Here is a 15,643-nt window from a genome sequence, read left to right on the forward strand (position 1 = left end):
TGTTAAGCCTGCCGCCAGCGTTCGTTCTGAGCCAGGATCAAACTCTCAAGTTGAGAATTCAATCTCGACTAATCACTTTGTTCTGAATCGACGAGAACTCACTCGGCTGATTACGCATCACTGCGCCACCAGCCTGGTGTTCTCATATCAAAACGTGACCGTCGTTTGTCTTCTTAGAAAGCACATCTCTGTGCTACCTGCGCAAGACCGCCGCCCACGTTTCTCTTTCTTCCATCTTCAATTGTCAAAAAACAGACGGACAAATACCCGTCAAAAATCCCCATCCACCCAACCCTAAAGTCGGGCAACAAAACCAGCAAACGCTAAGTTCGAGATCTTTTTTGAACCAGAGTGCCAGGCCGTTTGGCGCCGCCCTCTCGTTCGGTGAGGCGGCTTATACGGCCACTCCTTTTTCCCGTCAACAGCCATTTGTCAAAAAACTGTCGTTTTTTTCAAATCGTTGATTTTAAAGCGAAAAAATCACCATATGATTCTATGCATCGCATTTGCGCCAACGGCGGCATCCGATCGCATTCGGCCCTTGGTCCTTCTCTATATGGGAAGTGACCAGCTTCGTTAAAAGACCCGGAAATCGCTTTAGCCCTTGGTGATCAGGATCAGCAAGACGAACATGATCGGGACGGCGCTGAGCGCTGGGATGATGATCGCGGGATAACCGAACGTCGCGATTGCCAGCACCCAGATCAGCAGCAGATTGACCACGAACAGGACCTTCGCCGTCGTTGGTCCGTGGATCGCCTCCTTCAGCATCCAGCCGAACAGGGGCACGCGATAGATGATGTCTGCCATTCCAAACCTCGTCTCTCTCAGCATGGACCGCAGATAGGAGCCTTCGTGGGGCCCGTTCAATGCGGCAAATTGGCTTTTGCAAAGGATGCGCGCATTCCTTTTCGCTGACGTCGCAATCTGCTGGACATCGCTTCATCCGCCGGCCTAAGCTTGCCATGTGATGGTTCCGCCCGGACAGGACAGGATGGGCGGACGAAGAGGGAATACGGTGAGGATTACCCATCAGGGGCCGATACCGTGGCTGCCCCCGCAACTGTGAACGGCGAGCGACGTCCGACATGCCATTGGCCTTGTGCTGATAAGGCGGACCGAAGCCCTGACCCGTAAGCCAGGAGACCTGCCATCGCTTTGCGGCACGAAAGCGCCATTCACTCTTCCCGCGCGGTGGGCGCGGACGAAAGGACTTGAGATATGCATATTGAACCCGGCGTCGTTGATGGCGCCAAACTCGCACTGAGCTATGCTACGGCTGCCCTCTCCTTCGGCCTCGTCGGGAAGATGGTCGTCGATGATATCAGGTCGAAGGCACGCCTGATTGGGCTCGCCGGTCGGGCACTGACCACGACCGCGCTTGTCTTCGCCTTTTTCGAGGTCTTGCCGCATCATCCCGTCGGCGTGTCGGAAGTACACCTGATCCTCGGCTCGACACTTTTCCTCATCTTCGGTGCCGGCGCAGCCTCGCTCGGCCTGGCTCTTGGCCTCCTGCTGCAGGGCCTGTTCTTTGCACCCTTTGATCTTCCGCAATATGGAATGAATGTCACGACGCTGATCGTTCCGCTTTTTGCCATCAGTCAGCTCGCTGAACGGATCATCCCGCAGAAGAAGGCTTATGTGGATGTCGGCTATCGCGATGCGCTCGCATTGTCGACCGCCTATCAGGGCGGCATCGTCGCCTGGGTCGCCTTCTGGGCCCTTTATGGTCATGGCTTCACTGCCGAGAGCCTGACGAGCATCGCAAGCTTTGGCGCAGCCTATATGACCGTGATCCTCATCGAACCCCTCGTCGATCTCGCAGTTCTCGCCGCGGCCAAGTCCTGGAAGAACGCGACCGACAACGGCCTCTTCAATGGCCGCCTGCACCGCGCAGCCGTCTGATTGCGCTGATGAGACTGAAGGGCGCATGGCACCCGCCATGCGCTTTTTTCTTTTGAAAGAGCCGCCGCTTTGGGGTACCGCGGGCCGCAAACCGCACCATCTGAGGTGCCATGACCCGTCTAGAGATCGAGGACCTCCATGCGTATCCTGTCCGAAGCCCATTATCCGGAACTGCCCAACTATTATCGTGGCAAGGTGCGCGAGAACTATGATCTGCCCGATGGCAGCCGGGTCATCATCTCGACGGACCGCCTGAGCGCCTTCGACCGCATCCTGACCTGCATTCCCTATAAGGGCCAGGTGCTGACACAGACTGCGCGCTACTGGTTCGAGAAGACGGCCGACATCTGCCCCAACCATGTCATCGCTTATCCGGATCCAAATGTCGTGGTCGGCAAGCGTCTCGATATTCTACCCGTCGAGATCGTCGTTCGCGGCTACCTTGCCGGCACGACCGGCACATCGATCCTGACACTTTATAAGAAGGGGGAGCGCAGCATGTACGGGATCACCCTTCCCGATGGCATGCGCGACAATCAGAAACTCCCGACCCCGATCATCACGCCGACGAGCAAGGAGTTCGACGGAGGCCATGACGAACCCCTGACGCCGGCGGAGATCGTCGAGAAGAAGCTGCTCACCGCCGAGCAATGGGAAACGCTGTCGCGTTACGCGCTGGCGCTGTTTGCCCGTGGCCAGAAACTCGCCGCCGAGCGAGGCCTCATCCTCGTCGATACGAAATACGAATTCGGGACTGACGAAAACGGCACGATCATCCTGGCGGATGAGATCCACACGCCGGACAGCAGTCGCTACTGGATCGCTGACAGCTATCAGACGAGCTTTGAGAAGGGCGAGCGTCCCCAAAGCTTCGACAAGGATTTCGTCCGCGCCTGGGTCGCCGAACGCTGTGATCCTTATGTCGATCCGATCCCGGAAATTCCGCAATCTCTGGTCGAAGACACCTCGAAGGTCTATATCAAGGCATATGAAGCAATCACAGGACTGGAGTTTCAGCCCGATGATAACGGCGAAAGCCCCTGGGCCCGCGTCCGCACAAATCTAGCCTCCTATTTCCCATGAGAAAGGCTTGACCCATGGATCAGGATTCTCGAGCACGCCCTGGCTCATGCTGCCCCTCGATGGGGGCGGGTGTAACCCAGCGTCGCCCGAGACGCCCGGCAGAAGAAACTCGGGAGGAGATCCTCAACACAGCCGAACGGCTGTTCCGCACCCATGGTTATGCAAGTGTCGCCATTGCCGACATCGCCACGGAACTGTCGATGTCGCCGGCCAATGTCTTCAAGCATTTTCGTACAAAAACGAGCCTCGTCGATGCGATCGCGACGCGGGCGATCGAACAGACCCTCAATGCGCTTAAAGCATTGGCAAGCGACAAGCCGGCCCCGGAGCGGCTTCATGCGCTCGCCCATCATCTGATGGAAGAGCATCTGTCCGAGCAGACGGACGCGCCCTTTGTCTTCGAAATGATCCTGGTTACCATCACCGAAGAACTGGACTGCGGAGACCGCTTTCGCGAGATCGTGGTTGGCATGATCGCCGAAATAATTGCAGCCGGGGTCCGGGAAGGCGTCTATCACGCGGATGATGTCCCGCGGCTGGCCAACGCGACCTTCGACGCACTCGCCTGCGTCATTCATCCTGTCATGACCGGGATGGAAAAGGCTGACATAATGGCAACACGCTGCCGAGAAGTCGTACGTCTCATTGATGCTGCACTGCGGTCGCCGCTTGTAAAGTGACGTTTGCTGATTTACGTCACTTCAAAGAATGGTGGGCGCCTCGGCATGCGCTTCCACTTTCCGGCGCGCCGTGTTTCGAAGGAAATGGGCGCGACAGTCTTCGATTACTGCCTTGCCATATGTATGGGATTATTTGATGCGCCCAAGCCTCAGACTTGCCTCCGTTCTCGTCATCTGTACCGCAGCCTTGGCAGGCTGCTCCGACCAGCAAGCGGCTCAAGGCGGCGCCGGCGCTGCAGCTGGTGGAGGTGAACGTCCGCCGGCAGCCGTGAGCGTTATTGTCATGAAGCAGGAAGCGCATGAGATCACGACCACTCTGCCCGGTCGCGCCTCGGCATTCCAGATGGCGGAGATCCGCCCGCGTGTCAGCGGCATCATCAAAGAAATCGCCTTCAAGGAAGGCAGCAAGGTCAAGACCGGAGATCTGCTCTTCAAGATCGAGGACGACACCTACCGCGCAGCTGTCGCCCAGGCGCAGGCCAGCCTGCAGAAGGCTGAAGCGGGTGTACCGACGGCACGATCCAACCTCGCCCGCCAGGAGCGCCTGGTAGGGAGCGGCGCCACACAGGTCGAACTTGAAAACGCGCGGGTGACGCTGCTTCAGGCAGAAGCGGATGTTGCCCAGGCCGCGGCCGCCTTGCGGTCGGCGGAGATTGCACTCGGGCTTACCGAAATCAGGGCTCCGTTCGAGGGTGTGACGACAATATCTCGTTATTCGATCGGCAATGTCGTGACCGCCAATCAGACAGACAGCCTGATGACGCTGCGCCGTCTTGACCCGATCTATATCGACCTGACGGAATCCAGCGCGAACTTGCTGCGGCTGCGCGAGGCGATCAAGGCTGGTCGCATCAATCAGACGAACCGAGAGACGGCCGACATCCGACTTACGCTGGAAGACGGCATCGATTATCCGATTGTCGGCAAGCTCGACATGTCCGAATTGGCGGTCAGCCAGACGACTGGCACCTTCTCGATCCGCGCGCTCTTCGATAATCCGGACAATCTGATACTGCCGGGCATGTATGTCCGAGCGACTGTCGATGTTGGCGTTGAAGAAGGCTATCTCATCCCTCAACGGGCTGCCACGCGCAACCCGAACGGCAAGCTGACCGCGAAGTTCGTGACCGCCGACAACAAGGTCGAGACGCGTACCTTCGAAAATGCAGAGGTCTCCGCAAACAACTGGCTCGTCGCCTCCGGCATCAAAGACGGCGACAAGCTTATCGTTGATGGTTTCCAGTGGATAGGCGACGGCGCACCGGTACAGCCGGTCGAGGCGAAGATCAATGAGGACGGGCTTGTTGAAGAGACCGCGGCCCCGGCTGCTGCTCCTGCTGCGCAACCGTGATTGTGCGACAGGCAAGGCAACCGAGGCGTAGAGGATAACCCATGGCCCAGTATTTCATCCGTCGCCCGATCTTCGCTTGGGTGATCGCGATCATCATCATGCTCGGGGGCGCATTGGCGATCTCGACATTGTCGATCGCCCAATATCCCGAAATCGCACCCACGACGGTGCAGATTTCGGCAAGCTATAACGGCGCCAGCGCCGAGACTGTCGAGAAATCTGTCACTTCGATCATCGAAGACGGGATGACCGGTCTTGATGATTTGACCTATATGACATCCTCGTCAAGCACCGGCTCGGCGTCTGTGACCCTCACTTTTGGCAATTCCATCGATCCGGAAATCGCCCAGGTTCAGGTTCAGAACAAGCTCCAGCTGGTTCAGTCCCAGCTGCCGGATGTCGTTCAGACCTCCGGCATCTCGGTGACGCGCTCAACCTCTAGCATCCTGCTGGTCGGCGCGCTCGTCTCGACCGATGGCGCCCGCAGCAATGTCGAGCTCGGCGACATCTTCTCGTCCCAGATCGAGGATCAGATCAAGCGCCTTGAAGGCGTCGGCAGCATTCAGGTCTTCGGAACGGGCTATGCCATGCGGGTCTGGCTCGATCCGTTCCAGCTCAACAAGTTTCAGCTAACCCCCTCCGATGTCACCACCGCGATCCAGGCCCAGAACACCCAGGTCTCCGTCGGCGCGCTGGGCAGTCAGCCTGCCCCGGCCGGTCAGCAGCTGACGGTGACGGTTACGGCTCAGAGCCAGCTGCAATCGGTGTCGGACTTCGAGGCGATCATCCTCAAGACCGAAACGGACGGCGCGACGGTTCGCCTGAGCGACGTGGCCCGCATTGAGATCGGGCAGGAAAGCTACGGCACGAAGACCCGCGCAAACAGAAATCCTGCGACCGGCTTTGCTGTGAACCTCGCGACTGGCGCAAATGCGCTGGATACCGCAGCCCTCGTCAAATCGCAGCTTGAGACCATCGGACCTTCGCTGCCGGAAAACGTCGTTATCACCTACCCCTACGACACGACGCCCTTTGTGCAGCTGTCGATCGAGAAAGTCGTTCACACGCTGCTCGAAGCGATCGTGCTGGTCTTCGTGGTATTGCTCGTCTTCCTGCAGAACCTGCGCGCGACCATCATTCCGATGATTGCCGTTCCCGTGGTGCTGCTCGGAACCTTCGGGGTCCTCGCCATCACCGGTTATTCCATCAACACGCTCACCATGTTTGCCATGGTGCTGGCGATCGGGCTCCTGGTCGACGATGCGATCGTCGTCGTGGAGAACGTCGAGCGGATCATGTCGGAGGAAGGACTTTCGCCGCTTGAGGCGACCCAGAAGTCAATGGGAGAGATCACCGGAGCGATCGTCGGTATCGCCCTGGTGCTGACGGCCGTTTTCATTCCGATGGCCTTTTTCGGCGGCTCCACCGGTATCATCTACCGCCAGTTCTCGGTGACCATCGTCTCGGCAATGCTGCTCTCGGCGCTCGTTGCCATGGTGCTGACGCCGGCGCTCTGCGCGACGATGCTGAAGCCGATAGATCACCACAAACAAAATCGCGGCCTGGGCGGTTGGTTCAACCGGAACTTCGATCGCGCGACAGGTGGCTATGTTTCCTCCATCGCCTACCTCCTGAAGCGCCCGCTACGCGTCATGCTGATGTTTGCGATCGTGATCGGCGGCCTTAGTTGGCTTTTCCTGCGCCTTCCGTCCTCCTTCCTTCCCCAGGAAGACCAGGGCGTGCTCATGACCATCGTCCAACTGCCTAATGGCGCGACGGTCACGCGCACGGAAGAGGTCATCAAGAAGATCGAGGACTATTATCTGGACCAGGAGAAGGACGCGATTCAGGACGTCTTCTCGGTTTCCGGCTTCTCCTTCACCGGCTCGGGCCAGAACTATGCCCTCGTCTTTGCCAAACTCAAGGATTTTGAACTGCGTGAAAAGCCAGAACTGGCGGCTTCGGCAGTCGTCCAGCGTGCCATGGGCTACTTCTTCACCCTGCGTGACGCGATGGTCTTCCCGCTGCAGCCACCTGCGATCCCGGGTCTTGGCAGTTCGAGCGGTTTCTCGATGTACCTTGTCGACAGCGGGAAGAACGGCACGGAAGCGCTCGCCGCGGCCTCACAGCAACTGATGCAGGCAGGGAGCACCAACCCCAGTATCAGCTCGCTGCGCTCCAACAACCCGCCACCGGAAACCCAGCTGAAGTTCCTGCTTGACCAGGAAAAGATGGGTGCCATGGGTCTCGACATCGCAACCGTCAACAACATGCTGTCGACGATCTTTGCCGGACGCAACGTCAACGACTTTACCCTGAACGGTGAACTGAAGCCTGTCTACGTGCAGGGTGATGCACCCTACCGATTGCAGGAAACGGCAATCAACGATTGGCATGCTCGCAACCGGGCGGGAGAAATGGTCCCGTTCTCCTCGTTCGTAAAAACAGAGTGGATCAGCGGTGCTCCGACGCTCAGCCGGTTCAACGGTGTCGGTGCAATCTCGTTGGAGGGCGCGGCTGGACCAGGCGTAAGTTCCGGGACAGCGATGGACACCATGGAAGAGCTGACCGCGGCCATGGATGGCGGCTACACCGTGGCGTGGCAGGGTATTTCCTATCAGGAAAGGCTCTCGGGTTCACAAGCGCCTCTGCTCTATGCCTTGTCCGTTCTGATCGTTTTCCTTTGCCTCGCAGCCCTCTACGAAAGCTGGTCGATCCCGTTCTCGGTGATCATGGCGGTCCCCGTCGGCGTGCTGGGCGCAGTCGCGGCCGCAACCTTCTTCGGACAATCGAATGACGTCTACTTCAAGGTCGGTCTCCTGACCACAATCGGTCTGGCCGCCAAGAATGCAATCCTCATCGTTGAGTTCGCCAAGGATCGACAGGCCGCTGGATTGAGTGTCATTGATGCAACACTGGAGGCCGCAAAACTCCGTTTGCGCCCGATTATCATGACTTCGCTCGCCTTCATCCTGGGCGTCGTGCCATTGGCTATTGCGACTGGCGCCGGCTCTGCGGCGCAGAATTCAATCGGGATTGGCGTACTTGGCGGCATGTTGACCGCAACGGCACTCGGAATCTTCTTCGTTCCGTCATTTTTTGTCATCATTCGTCAACTTTTCGGCGGTGCAAAACCAAAGGAATCGCTGTCGTCGTGAACATTGACAAACTATGTTAACCAACTAATGCGTAGGCTGCTGCGGCAGCCTACGTGTGTATGTCGGTCGTTGGCTCGAGGATCTCGAACACCTCGTCGTCGCAGGACCAGGATTTTTACAGGAACACGTGATGCTTAAGATTCGTGCTGCCGCTCCACTCGTAATGCTTTTCCTTTCTGGTTGTGTCGTTGGTCCAGACCATGAAGCGCCGCAGACCACGCTGCCTGTCAAATTCTCCGAAGGCAGCGCCCGCGCCGCCGCGGATGTGACCCTCGCACCCTGGTGGACGGCCTTCAACGATCGCCGTCTCAACGGTCTTGTGGAAACCGGTCTTGCCCAGAACCTTGACGTCCTGCAAGCGATCGAGCGCATCACGTCGGCCGAGGCAAGCTTTGAAGCTGCGGACGCTGCGGCCTTCCCGCAGGTGAATGCATCTGCCAACCATCAGGTCTCGAAGACCAACGCCAGCGGGGCACTTGCAAACAGCGACAGCAGAACCACGAACACCACCAGTGGCACCGGAAACATCTCTTGGATCATCGATCTGTTCGGCCAGTATCGCCGGGCGAAGGAAAGCGCCAAGGCCACCCTTGACGCCGCCTATGCCCGCGCCGATGTGGCTCGCCTGACCTTCCTGTCGAGCGTCGTCAACGCCTACATCGATGCCCGCTACTTCCAGGAACGCATCGCGATTGCCCGCAAGAACCTCGCATCGCGTCGTGAGACACTGGAACTGACGCGCCTCCAGTTGGAAGCCGGTGCTGCATCGCGCCTCGACGTCGTGCAGTCCGAAGGTCTTGTCAACTCGACGCTTGCCGAGATCCCCGGTCTCGAGATCTCCTTCCGTCAGTCGGTGCACCGGATTTCGCTGCTGCTCGGCCTTCCCGCGACCGAGTTGCTGGCAGACCTGCAAAAGGGCGCAGCCCAGCCCTATGCGCGTCGCAGCGTCAATGCCGGTGTCCCGGCCGACCTGATCCGCAACCGCCCGGACATTCGTGCCGCCGAGCGCAGCCTCGCAGCAGCTACCGCTGAAATTGGCGTTGCCGAAGCGGCGCTCTATCCTTCGATCACCTTGAATGGTTCGATCTCTCCTTCGCTCGTCGCGACCTCTGCGGTCAGCGGCAAGTCAACGACTTGGGGCTTCGGACCGACGCTGAACCTGCCGATCTTCGACGCCGGCACACGCCGGGCGACTGTCAAGGCGCGTGAAGCGGCTGCGCGCGAGGCCTATCTGGCTTGGAAGCAGACCGTCCTGAACGCCGTCTCCGAAGTGGAGAACGCCCTGGTTGCCGTCAGCCGCACCCGTCAGACGGTATCTGCCCTCACCGCGACTGTTCGCTCCTATGAAGAAGCGCTTTCGCTGGCCACCGCAAGCTACCGCGATGGCGCTTCGTCGCTTCTCGACGTGCTGGATGCCCAGCGTAACGTCGCCAGCGCACGGGCCAACCTCGCCCAGGCTGTCCAGCAGCTCGCCAACGGCTATGTCCAGCTCAACGTCGCGATCGGCGGCGGCTATGCCTGGGACGGCGCGAAGAAGGTCGTTGCCAGCAGGTAAGCAGCCCCCATACGCAAATGAAGGCCCGGAACCGGAGACGGTTTCCGGGCTTTTCTTTGCAGTGCTTTAGAAGGTGGCAGGCGTGTTGATCCAGATGAGAACAGTTTCGCCGCTTGAAATGTTGCGCCAGGAATGGGGCCGGCGGCTTTCGAAATAGAAGCTGTCGCCAGCGTGCAATTCGAAGAACTGATCGCCGTCGAGAATGATCTCCAGGCTACCGGAGAGCATATGGATGAACTCCTCCCCTTCGTGCTGATAGGCGCCTTCGCTAGACGCCCCGGGCGCAAGCTGGAAGCGGTTGCACTCCATCATGTTGCGCCCCTCGGCTAAGACCTGGACGGCAACGCCCGAAGAGGTGGTTGGCCAGGAAGCCCACTTGCCGTCCCGGATCAGCGACTCCCCGCCCCTTCCCTCTTCCTGTCCGCTGAGCGAAGCGAGCGTTGTCCCGAGATGGCGCGCAACCTCATGAAGTGCCGTAAAGGACAAACCTTGCGATGTACGCTCGAACGTGGAGAGCTGCGACACGGAAACGCCGGTCGCCTGGGCGACGGTGTCAAGCGTCTTGCCAGCTTCGCGCCTTAACCTTCGCATCCTCGTACCCGGACGGATGTCGGAGGCATCATCCTCTTGATCCCCCGCCTCCTCTTCACCTTCGGGCGAAATCTCTCGCAGGGTCTCTCGGATTGCCGCCGGGTTGAGACCTTTCTCGCTTCGAAGCCAGGCAATGCGCTTCAGCCGATCTATAAGAGCGCGATCGTAGAGCCGCTGGCCTGTCGGCGTCCGGATTGCTTGGATCAGGTCCTGGCTTTCCCACAGACGCAAGGTGGAGGGAGAAACCCCCGCCATTCGTGCGGCCTCTGCAATCTTGAACCGGATATCGTCCACGCTACCCCCTACGAAATGTCGCAGTCTCGCGTGATAATGCCGACAAGGCATATTGCAAGTCTACAGAAAAAATGTAGGAAATATCTCACCGGGCGATCGCAGTTTGATGCGACGCCGCTGGCAACCCTTCGCACAGGACGAAAACGATGAAGAACGCCGAAATCTCAGCCCGCAAGAACGACGCCATTTCCCGCGGCGTTGGCATGACCACGCAGATCTATGCCGACAAGGCTGAGAACTCGGAGATCTGGGATGTCGAAGGGAAACGCTACATCGACTTCGCCGGCGGCATCGCCGTTCTCAACACCGGCCACCGCCACCCGAAGGTCGTCGAAGCCGTCAAGAACCAGCTCGATCGCTTCACGCACACCTGCCACCAGGTCGTGCCTTATGAAAACTATGTTGCTCTCGCCGAGCGCTTGAACAAGATGGTCCCTGGCAATTTCGAGAAGAAGACGATCTTTGCAACGACGGGTGCTGAAGCCGTTGAAAACGCGATCAAGATCGCCCGTTGCGCGACCAACCGCTCCGCCGTTATTGCATTTACCGGCGGCTTCCACGGCCGTACCTTCCTCGGCATGGCCCTGACCGGCAAGGTCGTCCCTTACAAGGTCGGTTTCGGCCCGATGATGGGCGACGTCTTCCATGTGCCCTTCCCGCTCGAAATGCACGGCATTGATGTCGAGACCACGCTCGATGTTCTCGACAAGCTGTTCAAGGCAGACGTCGACCCGAAGCGCGTGGCTGCCATCATCCTCGAGCCTGTTCAGGGAGAAGGCGGTTTCTACGACGTGCCGCGCGCTCTGATGAAGGCGCTGCGCGAAATCTGCGATGAACACGGCATCCTGCTCGTCGCCGACGAGGTCCAGACGGGCTTTGCCCGCACCGGCAAGCTCTTCGCCATGGAGCATTATGACGTGGTTCCGGACCTGACGACGATGGCCAAGAGCCTCGCCGGCGGCTTCCCGCTCTCGGCCGTCACCGGTCGCGCCGAGCTGATGGATGCGCCCGGCCCCGGCGGTCTCGGCGGCACCTATGCCGGCAACCCGCTGGCGATCGCCGCCGCCCATGCCGTTCTCGACGTCATCGAAGAGGAAAAGCTCTGCGACCGCGCCAACCAGCTTGGCAATCGTCTCAAGCAGCGCCTGGAAGCGATCCGCGCCGACGTTCCGCACATCATGGACATCCGCGGCCTCGGCTTCATGAACGCCGTCGAATTCAAGGTCCCGGGAACCGACAAGCCGAATGCGGATTTCACCAATGCGGTGCGTGTCAAGGCGCTGGAGAAGGGCCTGATCCTTCTCACCTGCGGCGTCTACAGCAACGTCATCCGCTTCCTCGCTCCGATCACCATCCAGGACGAGGTGTTCAATGAGGCGCTCGATCTGATCGAAGCCTCGATCCGCGAAGTCGCTGCAGGAGCCTGAGGCATGACCATTTCAAAAACGCTGACCGAAAAGCTGAAGGACCCGACACTGGCGACCGACAAGTCGCTGGTCGGCAATGACTGGCTGGCTGCAAGCCAGTCGGGCAAGACCTTCGAGGTCACAAATCCCGCGACCGGCGAAGTCATTGCGGTTCTTCCGAACGTCAGCAAGGCGGAAGTGACCAAGGCGATCGACGCCGCCCATACCGCCCAAAAGGCCTGGGCGAAGAAAACCGGCAAGGAGCGCGCTGCGGTCCTGCGCAAGTTGAACGACCTGATGGTTGCCAATGCCGACGATCTGGCGACGATCCTGACCATGGAAATGGGCAAGCCGTGGCCCGAGGCCCGCGGCGAAATCCTCTACGGCGCATCCTACGTCGAGTGGTTCGCTGAGGAAGCCAAGCGCGTCTATGGCGACACGATCCCGGGCCATCAGGCCGACAAGCGGATCATGGTCATCAAGCAGCCCGTAGGCGTCGTCGGCGCCATCACGCCATGGAACTTCCCGAATGCCATGCTCGCCCGCAAGGTCGCTCCCGCACTTGCCGTCGGTTGCGCCATGGTATCGAAGCCCGCCGCGCAAACCCCGCTCTCAGCGCTGGCGCTCGCCATCCTTGCAGAGCGTGCCGGTCTACCCGCCGGTCTCTTCTCTGTCCTGACCTCTACCGATGCGGCAATGGTCGGTGAAGAGATGTGCGCCAACGACAAGGTTCGGAAACTCACCTTCACCGGCTCCACCAATGTCGGGCGCATCCTGATGCGCCAGGGCGCCGCCCAGATCATGAAGCTGGGCCTGGAACTTGGCGGCAACGCGCCCTTCATCGTCTTCGATGATGCAGACCTCGACGCAGCGGTCGAGGGAGCGATGATCTCCAAGTATCGCAATGCCGGTCAGACTTGCGTCTGCGCCAACCGTCTCTATGTCCAGTCTGGCATCTATGACGCCTTTGCCAAGAAGCTCGCGGAGAAGGTCGGCCAGCTGAAGGTCGGCAACGGCTTTGCGGAAGGAGTGACGACCGGCCCGCTGATCGACTCAAAGGCAGTCGAGAAGGTCAAGGAACACGTCGCCGACGCCGTCTCCAAGGGTGCAACCGTCGCCCTTGGCGGCAAGCCGTCCTCTGCTGGCGAGCTGTTCTTCGAGCCGACGATCCTGACCGGTGTCACCACCGCCATGAAGGTCGCGACCGAGGAAACCTTCGGTCCCGTTGCTCCGCTCTTCAAGTTCGAAACGGAAGAGGAAGTGATCGAACTGGCCAACGCCACCGAATTCGGCCTCGCCTCCTACTTCTACTCGAAGGACATCGCCAAGGTCTTCCGGGTCGCGGAAGCGCTGGAATACGGCATGGTCGGCGTCAACACGGGCCTGATCTCGACCGAGGTTGCCCCCTTCGGCGGCATCAAGCAGTCCGGTCTCGGCCGCGAAGGCTCCAAATACGGCATCGATGACTATACCGAGATCAAGTATATCTGCCTCGGCGGCATTGCCTAAGACACGACACCAGATCCCCGGCTTCGGCCGGGGGTTTTGCCTTCAGGGCATGGATCGGGCGAAGAGCTGATCCGCGATCTGGCTTGCGAGTTTCGCCAGAGCCTGGAAGTGGCTCCCCCGCGCCGACGAGCGCCGCCAGAAGAAGCCGATGTCCCGGGTTCCCTGCCAGTCGGTGACGGGCAATACCTTGATACCTTCGTCCTTGGCAAATTCGGTCCGCACATAGAGCTCCGGAAACAACGAAATTCCCATTTCGATGGAAACCATCTGCCGGATCGCATCCAGGCTGGAACCTTCATACTCCAGCGCCAGGATCGCGCCTGACATGTCAGCGAGCTTGCGCACCTCGTCCATCAGCCTGTGACCCGGGCCAAGTGTCAGCATCCGAGCACCCTTCAACGCGGCCATCGGAACGCTGTCCAGCTTGGCCAGAGGGTGTTCCCTCGGCACGGCAAGATAGATCCGCTCGCGGCAGATCTGCTCGGATACGAAATCGTCCTCATCGAAGGGGATCGGGCCAAGTCCGCAATCCGTCTCCCCCTGCAGGACCGCCTTCTCAAGAAGCCTCGGTCGGTCTTCGCGAATGTAGAGCTTGAGGTCCGGGTATTGCGAATGGAGCTTCGGCAAAAGGTGTGGCAGGAAATAAGGCCCGAAGGACGGTGCCACGCCAAGACGCATCGCACCACCAAGATTCCCCTTGGAGCTTGATGCGAGCACCGTGATCTCGTCGAGACCGTTCAGGATGATCTTCGCCGCATTGATGATATCCTGCCCCACAGGGGTGGGCGCGACCCGTCCGGGCATGCGGTCAATCAGCGTCACGCCGAGTTGCTTTTCCAGCAGCGACACCTGCACGGAAAGCGTCGGCTGAGAGACGTTGCACCGTTTGGCCGCCTCCCCGAAATGTCCGGTCTCACCAAGCATGACCAGATACTCCAATTGCCGATGGCTGGGTCGAAAGGGCATGGCGATCCCCATAGAGGAAAACTATCGAAATCATACAATCAATGAATTGGAATAATCAACTCGGAGGCATCACATTGTTGGCGTACGAAAGGAGACAGCCATGAAGCAACTGCTGAAAGCCCTCAAAGCCCGCCATACGATCGTCGCCGCCAAGATCGATGAGGAACAGCGTCGTCCGCAGCCGGACGGCATACGGGTCCGCGCCTTGAAGAAGATCAAGCTGCATTTGAAGGAGCAGATCATGTTGCTCGAGCAGGGCGAGACCACGAAGGTCAGCGCAGCCCGGGCGAAGGCGTCGAGCTTCGGCACCCCTCTTCTCGCCGGACGCTGAGCACGCTTGCGCTCCGTGATGGCGCACCGTGACCGGCGAGAGCGGCCGGCGGGGCACCCTGCGCCCCGCCGGCATTCTGAGCATCAAGATCGGACATAAAAAACCCGGCGTGGAGCACGCCGGGTTTCGCCAGTTAGATGAGGCCAGCGCTCAGTTCTTGGCGCGCTCGACATATGAATTGTCTTCGGTCGCGATGACAACGCGCGTGCCGGCATCGATATGAGGCGGCACCATGGTACGGATACCATTCGACAGCATTGCGGGCTTGTATGAGGACGAGGCCGTCTGGCCCTTCACGACCGGCTCGGTCTCGGTGATTTCAAGCGTCACGTGACGCGGCAGCTGGATGGCAAGCGCCACACCTTCGTGCATGGAGAGAATGCAAACCATGCCTTCCTGCAGATAGGCCTTCTGGTCACCCATGGTTTCGGCATCGACAACGACCTGGTCGTAGGATTCCGGGTTCATGAAGTGGAAACCTTCGCCGTCCTCATAGAGGAACTGGTGGTTCACGTCTTCGACAAACGCGCGCTCGACCTGTTCGGTCGTGCGCCAGCGCTCAGAGACCTTAACGCCATCGACGATACGACGCATGTTGACCTGGGTGACCGGCGTGCCCTTGCCCGGGTGGAAGTTTTCAGCCGTCAGAACGACGTAGAGCTTGCCGTCCACATCGATGACATTGCCCTTGCGCACGGACGAGGCGATAATCTTGACCATTGGATTTCCTTGTATCTGCGTAAGACCCGTCGTAAAGGACGGCCGTCCCGACTGACCTCTTTGAATTTCTCGGGCGCACCTAACCCAAATCCGG

Annotated in this window: 13 protein-coding genes and 1 riboswitch; of the genes, 9 read left to right on the plus strand and 4 right to left on the minus strand. The window is 59.5% G+C overall.

Going from position 1 to position 15,643, the window contains the following annotated elements:
- Nucleotides 1-597 precede the first annotated feature (597 nt).
- Entirely contained in the window at nt 598-810 is a 213-nt protein-coding gene (locus tag H6M51_RS21640; RefSeq protein WP_185811882.1) for a hypothetical protein, read from the minus strand.
- Between the two features lie 144 nt (nt 811-954).
- Nucleotides 955-1,170: riboswitch (cobalamin riboswitch) on the plus strand.
- Between the two features lie 51 nt (nt 1,171-1,221).
- On the opposite strand from H6M51_RS21640, the gene H6M51_RS21645 reads away from it, so the two are divergent.
- The 6 genes from H6M51_RS21645 to H6M51_RS21670 all read left to right on the plus strand — a co-directional run bounded on the left by H6M51_RS21645 (nt 1,222) and on the right by H6M51_RS21670 (nt 9,732).
- Nucleotides 1,222-1,905 (plus strand): energy-coupling factor ABC transporter permease, encoded by a 684-nt coding sequence (locus H6M51_RS21645; protein WP_185811883.1) that lies wholly within the window; start codon nt 1,222-1,224, stop codon nt 1,903-1,905.
- Nucleotides 1,906-2,043: 138 nt separating this feature from the next.
- Nucleotides 2,044-2,988: a phosphoribosylaminoimidazolesuccinocarboxamide synthase gene (locus tag H6M51_RS21650; protein WP_185811884.1), complete on the plus strand. Its 945-nt coding sequence runs from the start codon at nt 2,044-2,046 to the stop codon at nt 2,986-2,988.
- Nucleotides 2,989-3,002: 14 nt separating this feature from the next.
- Nucleotides 3,003-3,668, plus strand: a complete 666-nt coding sequence (locus H6M51_RS21655; protein ID WP_185811885.1) for a TetR family transcriptional regulator — start codon at nt 3,003-3,005, stop codon at nt 3,666-3,668.
- A gap of 133 nt (nt 3,669-3,801) precedes the next feature.
- Nucleotides 3,802-5,019: an efflux RND transporter periplasmic adaptor subunit gene (locus H6M51_RS21660; RefSeq protein ID WP_246780634.1), complete on the plus strand. Its 1,218-nt coding sequence runs from the start codon at nt 3,802-3,804 to the stop codon at nt 5,017-5,019.
- A 41-nt stretch (nt 5,020-5,060) separates the two neighbouring features.
- Nucleotides 5,061-8,177 carry an efflux RND transporter permease subunit gene (locus H6M51_RS21665; protein ID WP_185811887.1) on the plus strand — a complete coding sequence of 1,039 codons (3,117 nt, stop codon included), beginning with the start codon at nt 5,061-5,063 and terminating at the stop codon, nt 8,175-8,177.
- A gap of 130 nt (nt 8,178-8,307) precedes the next feature.
- On the plus strand, nt 8,308-9,732 hold the full coding sequence (locus tag H6M51_RS21670; RefSeq protein ID WP_185811888.1) for an efflux transporter outer membrane subunit: 1,425 nt from the start codon (nt 8,308-8,310) through the stop codon (nt 9,730-9,732).
- Nucleotides 9,733-9,798: 66 nt separating this feature from the next.
- On the opposite strand, the gene H6M51_RS21675 is transcribed toward H6M51_RS21670, so the two are convergent.
- On the minus strand, nt 9,799-10,668 hold the full coding sequence (locus H6M51_RS21675) for a MerR family transcriptional regulator (RefSeq protein WP_210314905.1): 870 nt from the start codon (nt 10,666-10,668) through the stop codon (nt 9,799-9,801).
- A gap of 95 nt (nt 10,669-10,763) precedes the next feature.
- On the opposite strand from H6M51_RS21675, the gene H6M51_RS21680 reads away from it, so the two are divergent.
- Together H6M51_RS21680 and H6M51_RS21685 are read left to right on the plus strand one after the other, a co-directional pair.
- Entirely contained in the window at nt 10,764-12,044 is a 1,281-nt protein-coding gene (locus tag H6M51_RS21680) for a 4-aminobutyrate--2-oxoglutarate transaminase (protein ID WP_185811890.1), read from the plus strand.
- Between the two features lie 3 nt (nt 12,045-12,047).
- Complete coding sequence (locus tag H6M51_RS21685; protein ID WP_185811891.1) at nt 12,048-13,532, plus strand: NAD-dependent succinate-semialdehyde dehydrogenase; 1,485 nt, start codon at nt 12,048-12,050, stop codon at nt 13,530-13,532.
- A 42-nt stretch (nt 13,533-13,574) separates the two neighbouring features.
- Here the strand turns inward: H6M51_RS21685 and H6M51_RS21690 are convergent, their stop codons facing one another.
- Nucleotides 13,575-14,498 carry a hydrogen peroxide-inducible genes activator gene (locus H6M51_RS21690; RefSeq protein WP_185811892.1) on the minus strand — a complete coding sequence of 308 codons (924 nt, stop codon included), beginning with the start codon at nt 14,496-14,498 and terminating at the stop codon, nt 13,575-13,577.
- Nucleotides 14,499-14,598: 100 nt separating this feature from the next.
- Here H6M51_RS21690 and H6M51_RS21695 point away from each other — a divergent pair, with 100 nt between their 5' ends.
- On the plus strand, nt 14,599-14,829 hold the full coding sequence (locus tag H6M51_RS21695) for a YdcH family protein (RefSeq protein ID WP_185811893.1): 231 nt from the start codon (nt 14,599-14,601) through the stop codon (nt 14,827-14,829).
- 150 nt (nt 14,830-14,979) lie between these two features.
- On the opposite strand, the gene efp is transcribed toward H6M51_RS21695, so the two are convergent.
- A complete protein-coding gene (efp, locus tag H6M51_RS21700; protein ID WP_185811894.1) occupies nt 14,980-15,549 on the minus strand; it encodes an elongation factor P in 570 nt (189 codons plus the stop codon).
- Nucleotides 15,550-15,643: the final 94 nt, after the last annotated feature.

This window comes from Rhizobium sp. AQ_MP, from assembly GCF_014237835.1.
Lineage (GTDB): Bacteria > Pseudomonadota > Alphaproteobacteria > Rhizobiales > Rhizobiaceae > Allorhizobium.

Excerpts from the sequence above, each read along its gene's own strand:
- H6M51_RS21685 (WP_185811891.1), top strand. The coding sequence starts at position 12,048 with ATGACCATTTCAAAAACGCTGACCGAAAAGCTGAAGGACCCGACACTG.
- H6M51_RS21650 (WP_185811884.1), top strand. The coding sequence starts at position 2,044 with ATGCGTATCCTGTCCGAAGCCCATTATCCGGAACTGCCCAACTATTAT.
- H6M51_RS21670 (WP_185811888.1), top strand. The coding sequence starts at position 8,308 with ATGCTTAAGATTCGTGCTGCCGCTCCACTCGTAATGCTTTTCCTTTCT.
- H6M51_RS21640 (WP_185811882.1), bottom strand. The coding sequence starts at position 810 with ATGGCAGACATCATCTATCGCGTGCCCCTGTTCGGCTGGATGCTGAAG.
- H6M51_RS21645 (WP_185811883.1), top strand. The coding sequence starts at position 1,222 with ATGCATATTGAACCCGGCGTCGTTGATGGCGCCAAACTCGCACTGAGC.
- H6M51_RS21665 (WP_185811887.1), top strand. The coding sequence starts at position 5,061 with ATGGCCCAGTATTTCATCCGTCGCCCGATCTTCGCTTGGGTGATCGCG.
- H6M51_RS21655 (WP_185811885.1), top strand. The coding sequence starts at position 3,003 with ATGGATCAGGATTCTCGAGCACGCCCTGGCTCATGCTGCCCCTCGATG.
- H6M51_RS21695 (WP_185811893.1), top strand. The coding sequence starts at position 14,599 with ATGAAGCAACTGCTGAAAGCCCTCAAAGCCCGCCATACGATCGTCGCC.
- H6M51_RS21675 (WP_210314905.1), bottom strand. The coding sequence starts at position 10,668 with ATGCCTTGTCGGCATTATCACGCGAGACTGCGACATTTCGTAGGGGGT.
- H6M51_RS21680 (WP_185811890.1), top strand. The coding sequence starts at position 10,764 with ATGAAGAACGCCGAAATCTCAGCCCGCAAGAACGACGCCATTTCCCGC.
- efp (WP_185811894.1), bottom strand. The coding sequence starts at position 15,549 with ATGGTCAAGATTATCGCCTCGTCCGTGCGCAAGGGCAATGTCATCGAT.
- H6M51_RS21690 (WP_185811892.1), bottom strand. The coding sequence starts at position 14,498 with ATGCCCTTTCGACCCAGCCATCGGCAATTGGAGTATCTGGTCATGCTT.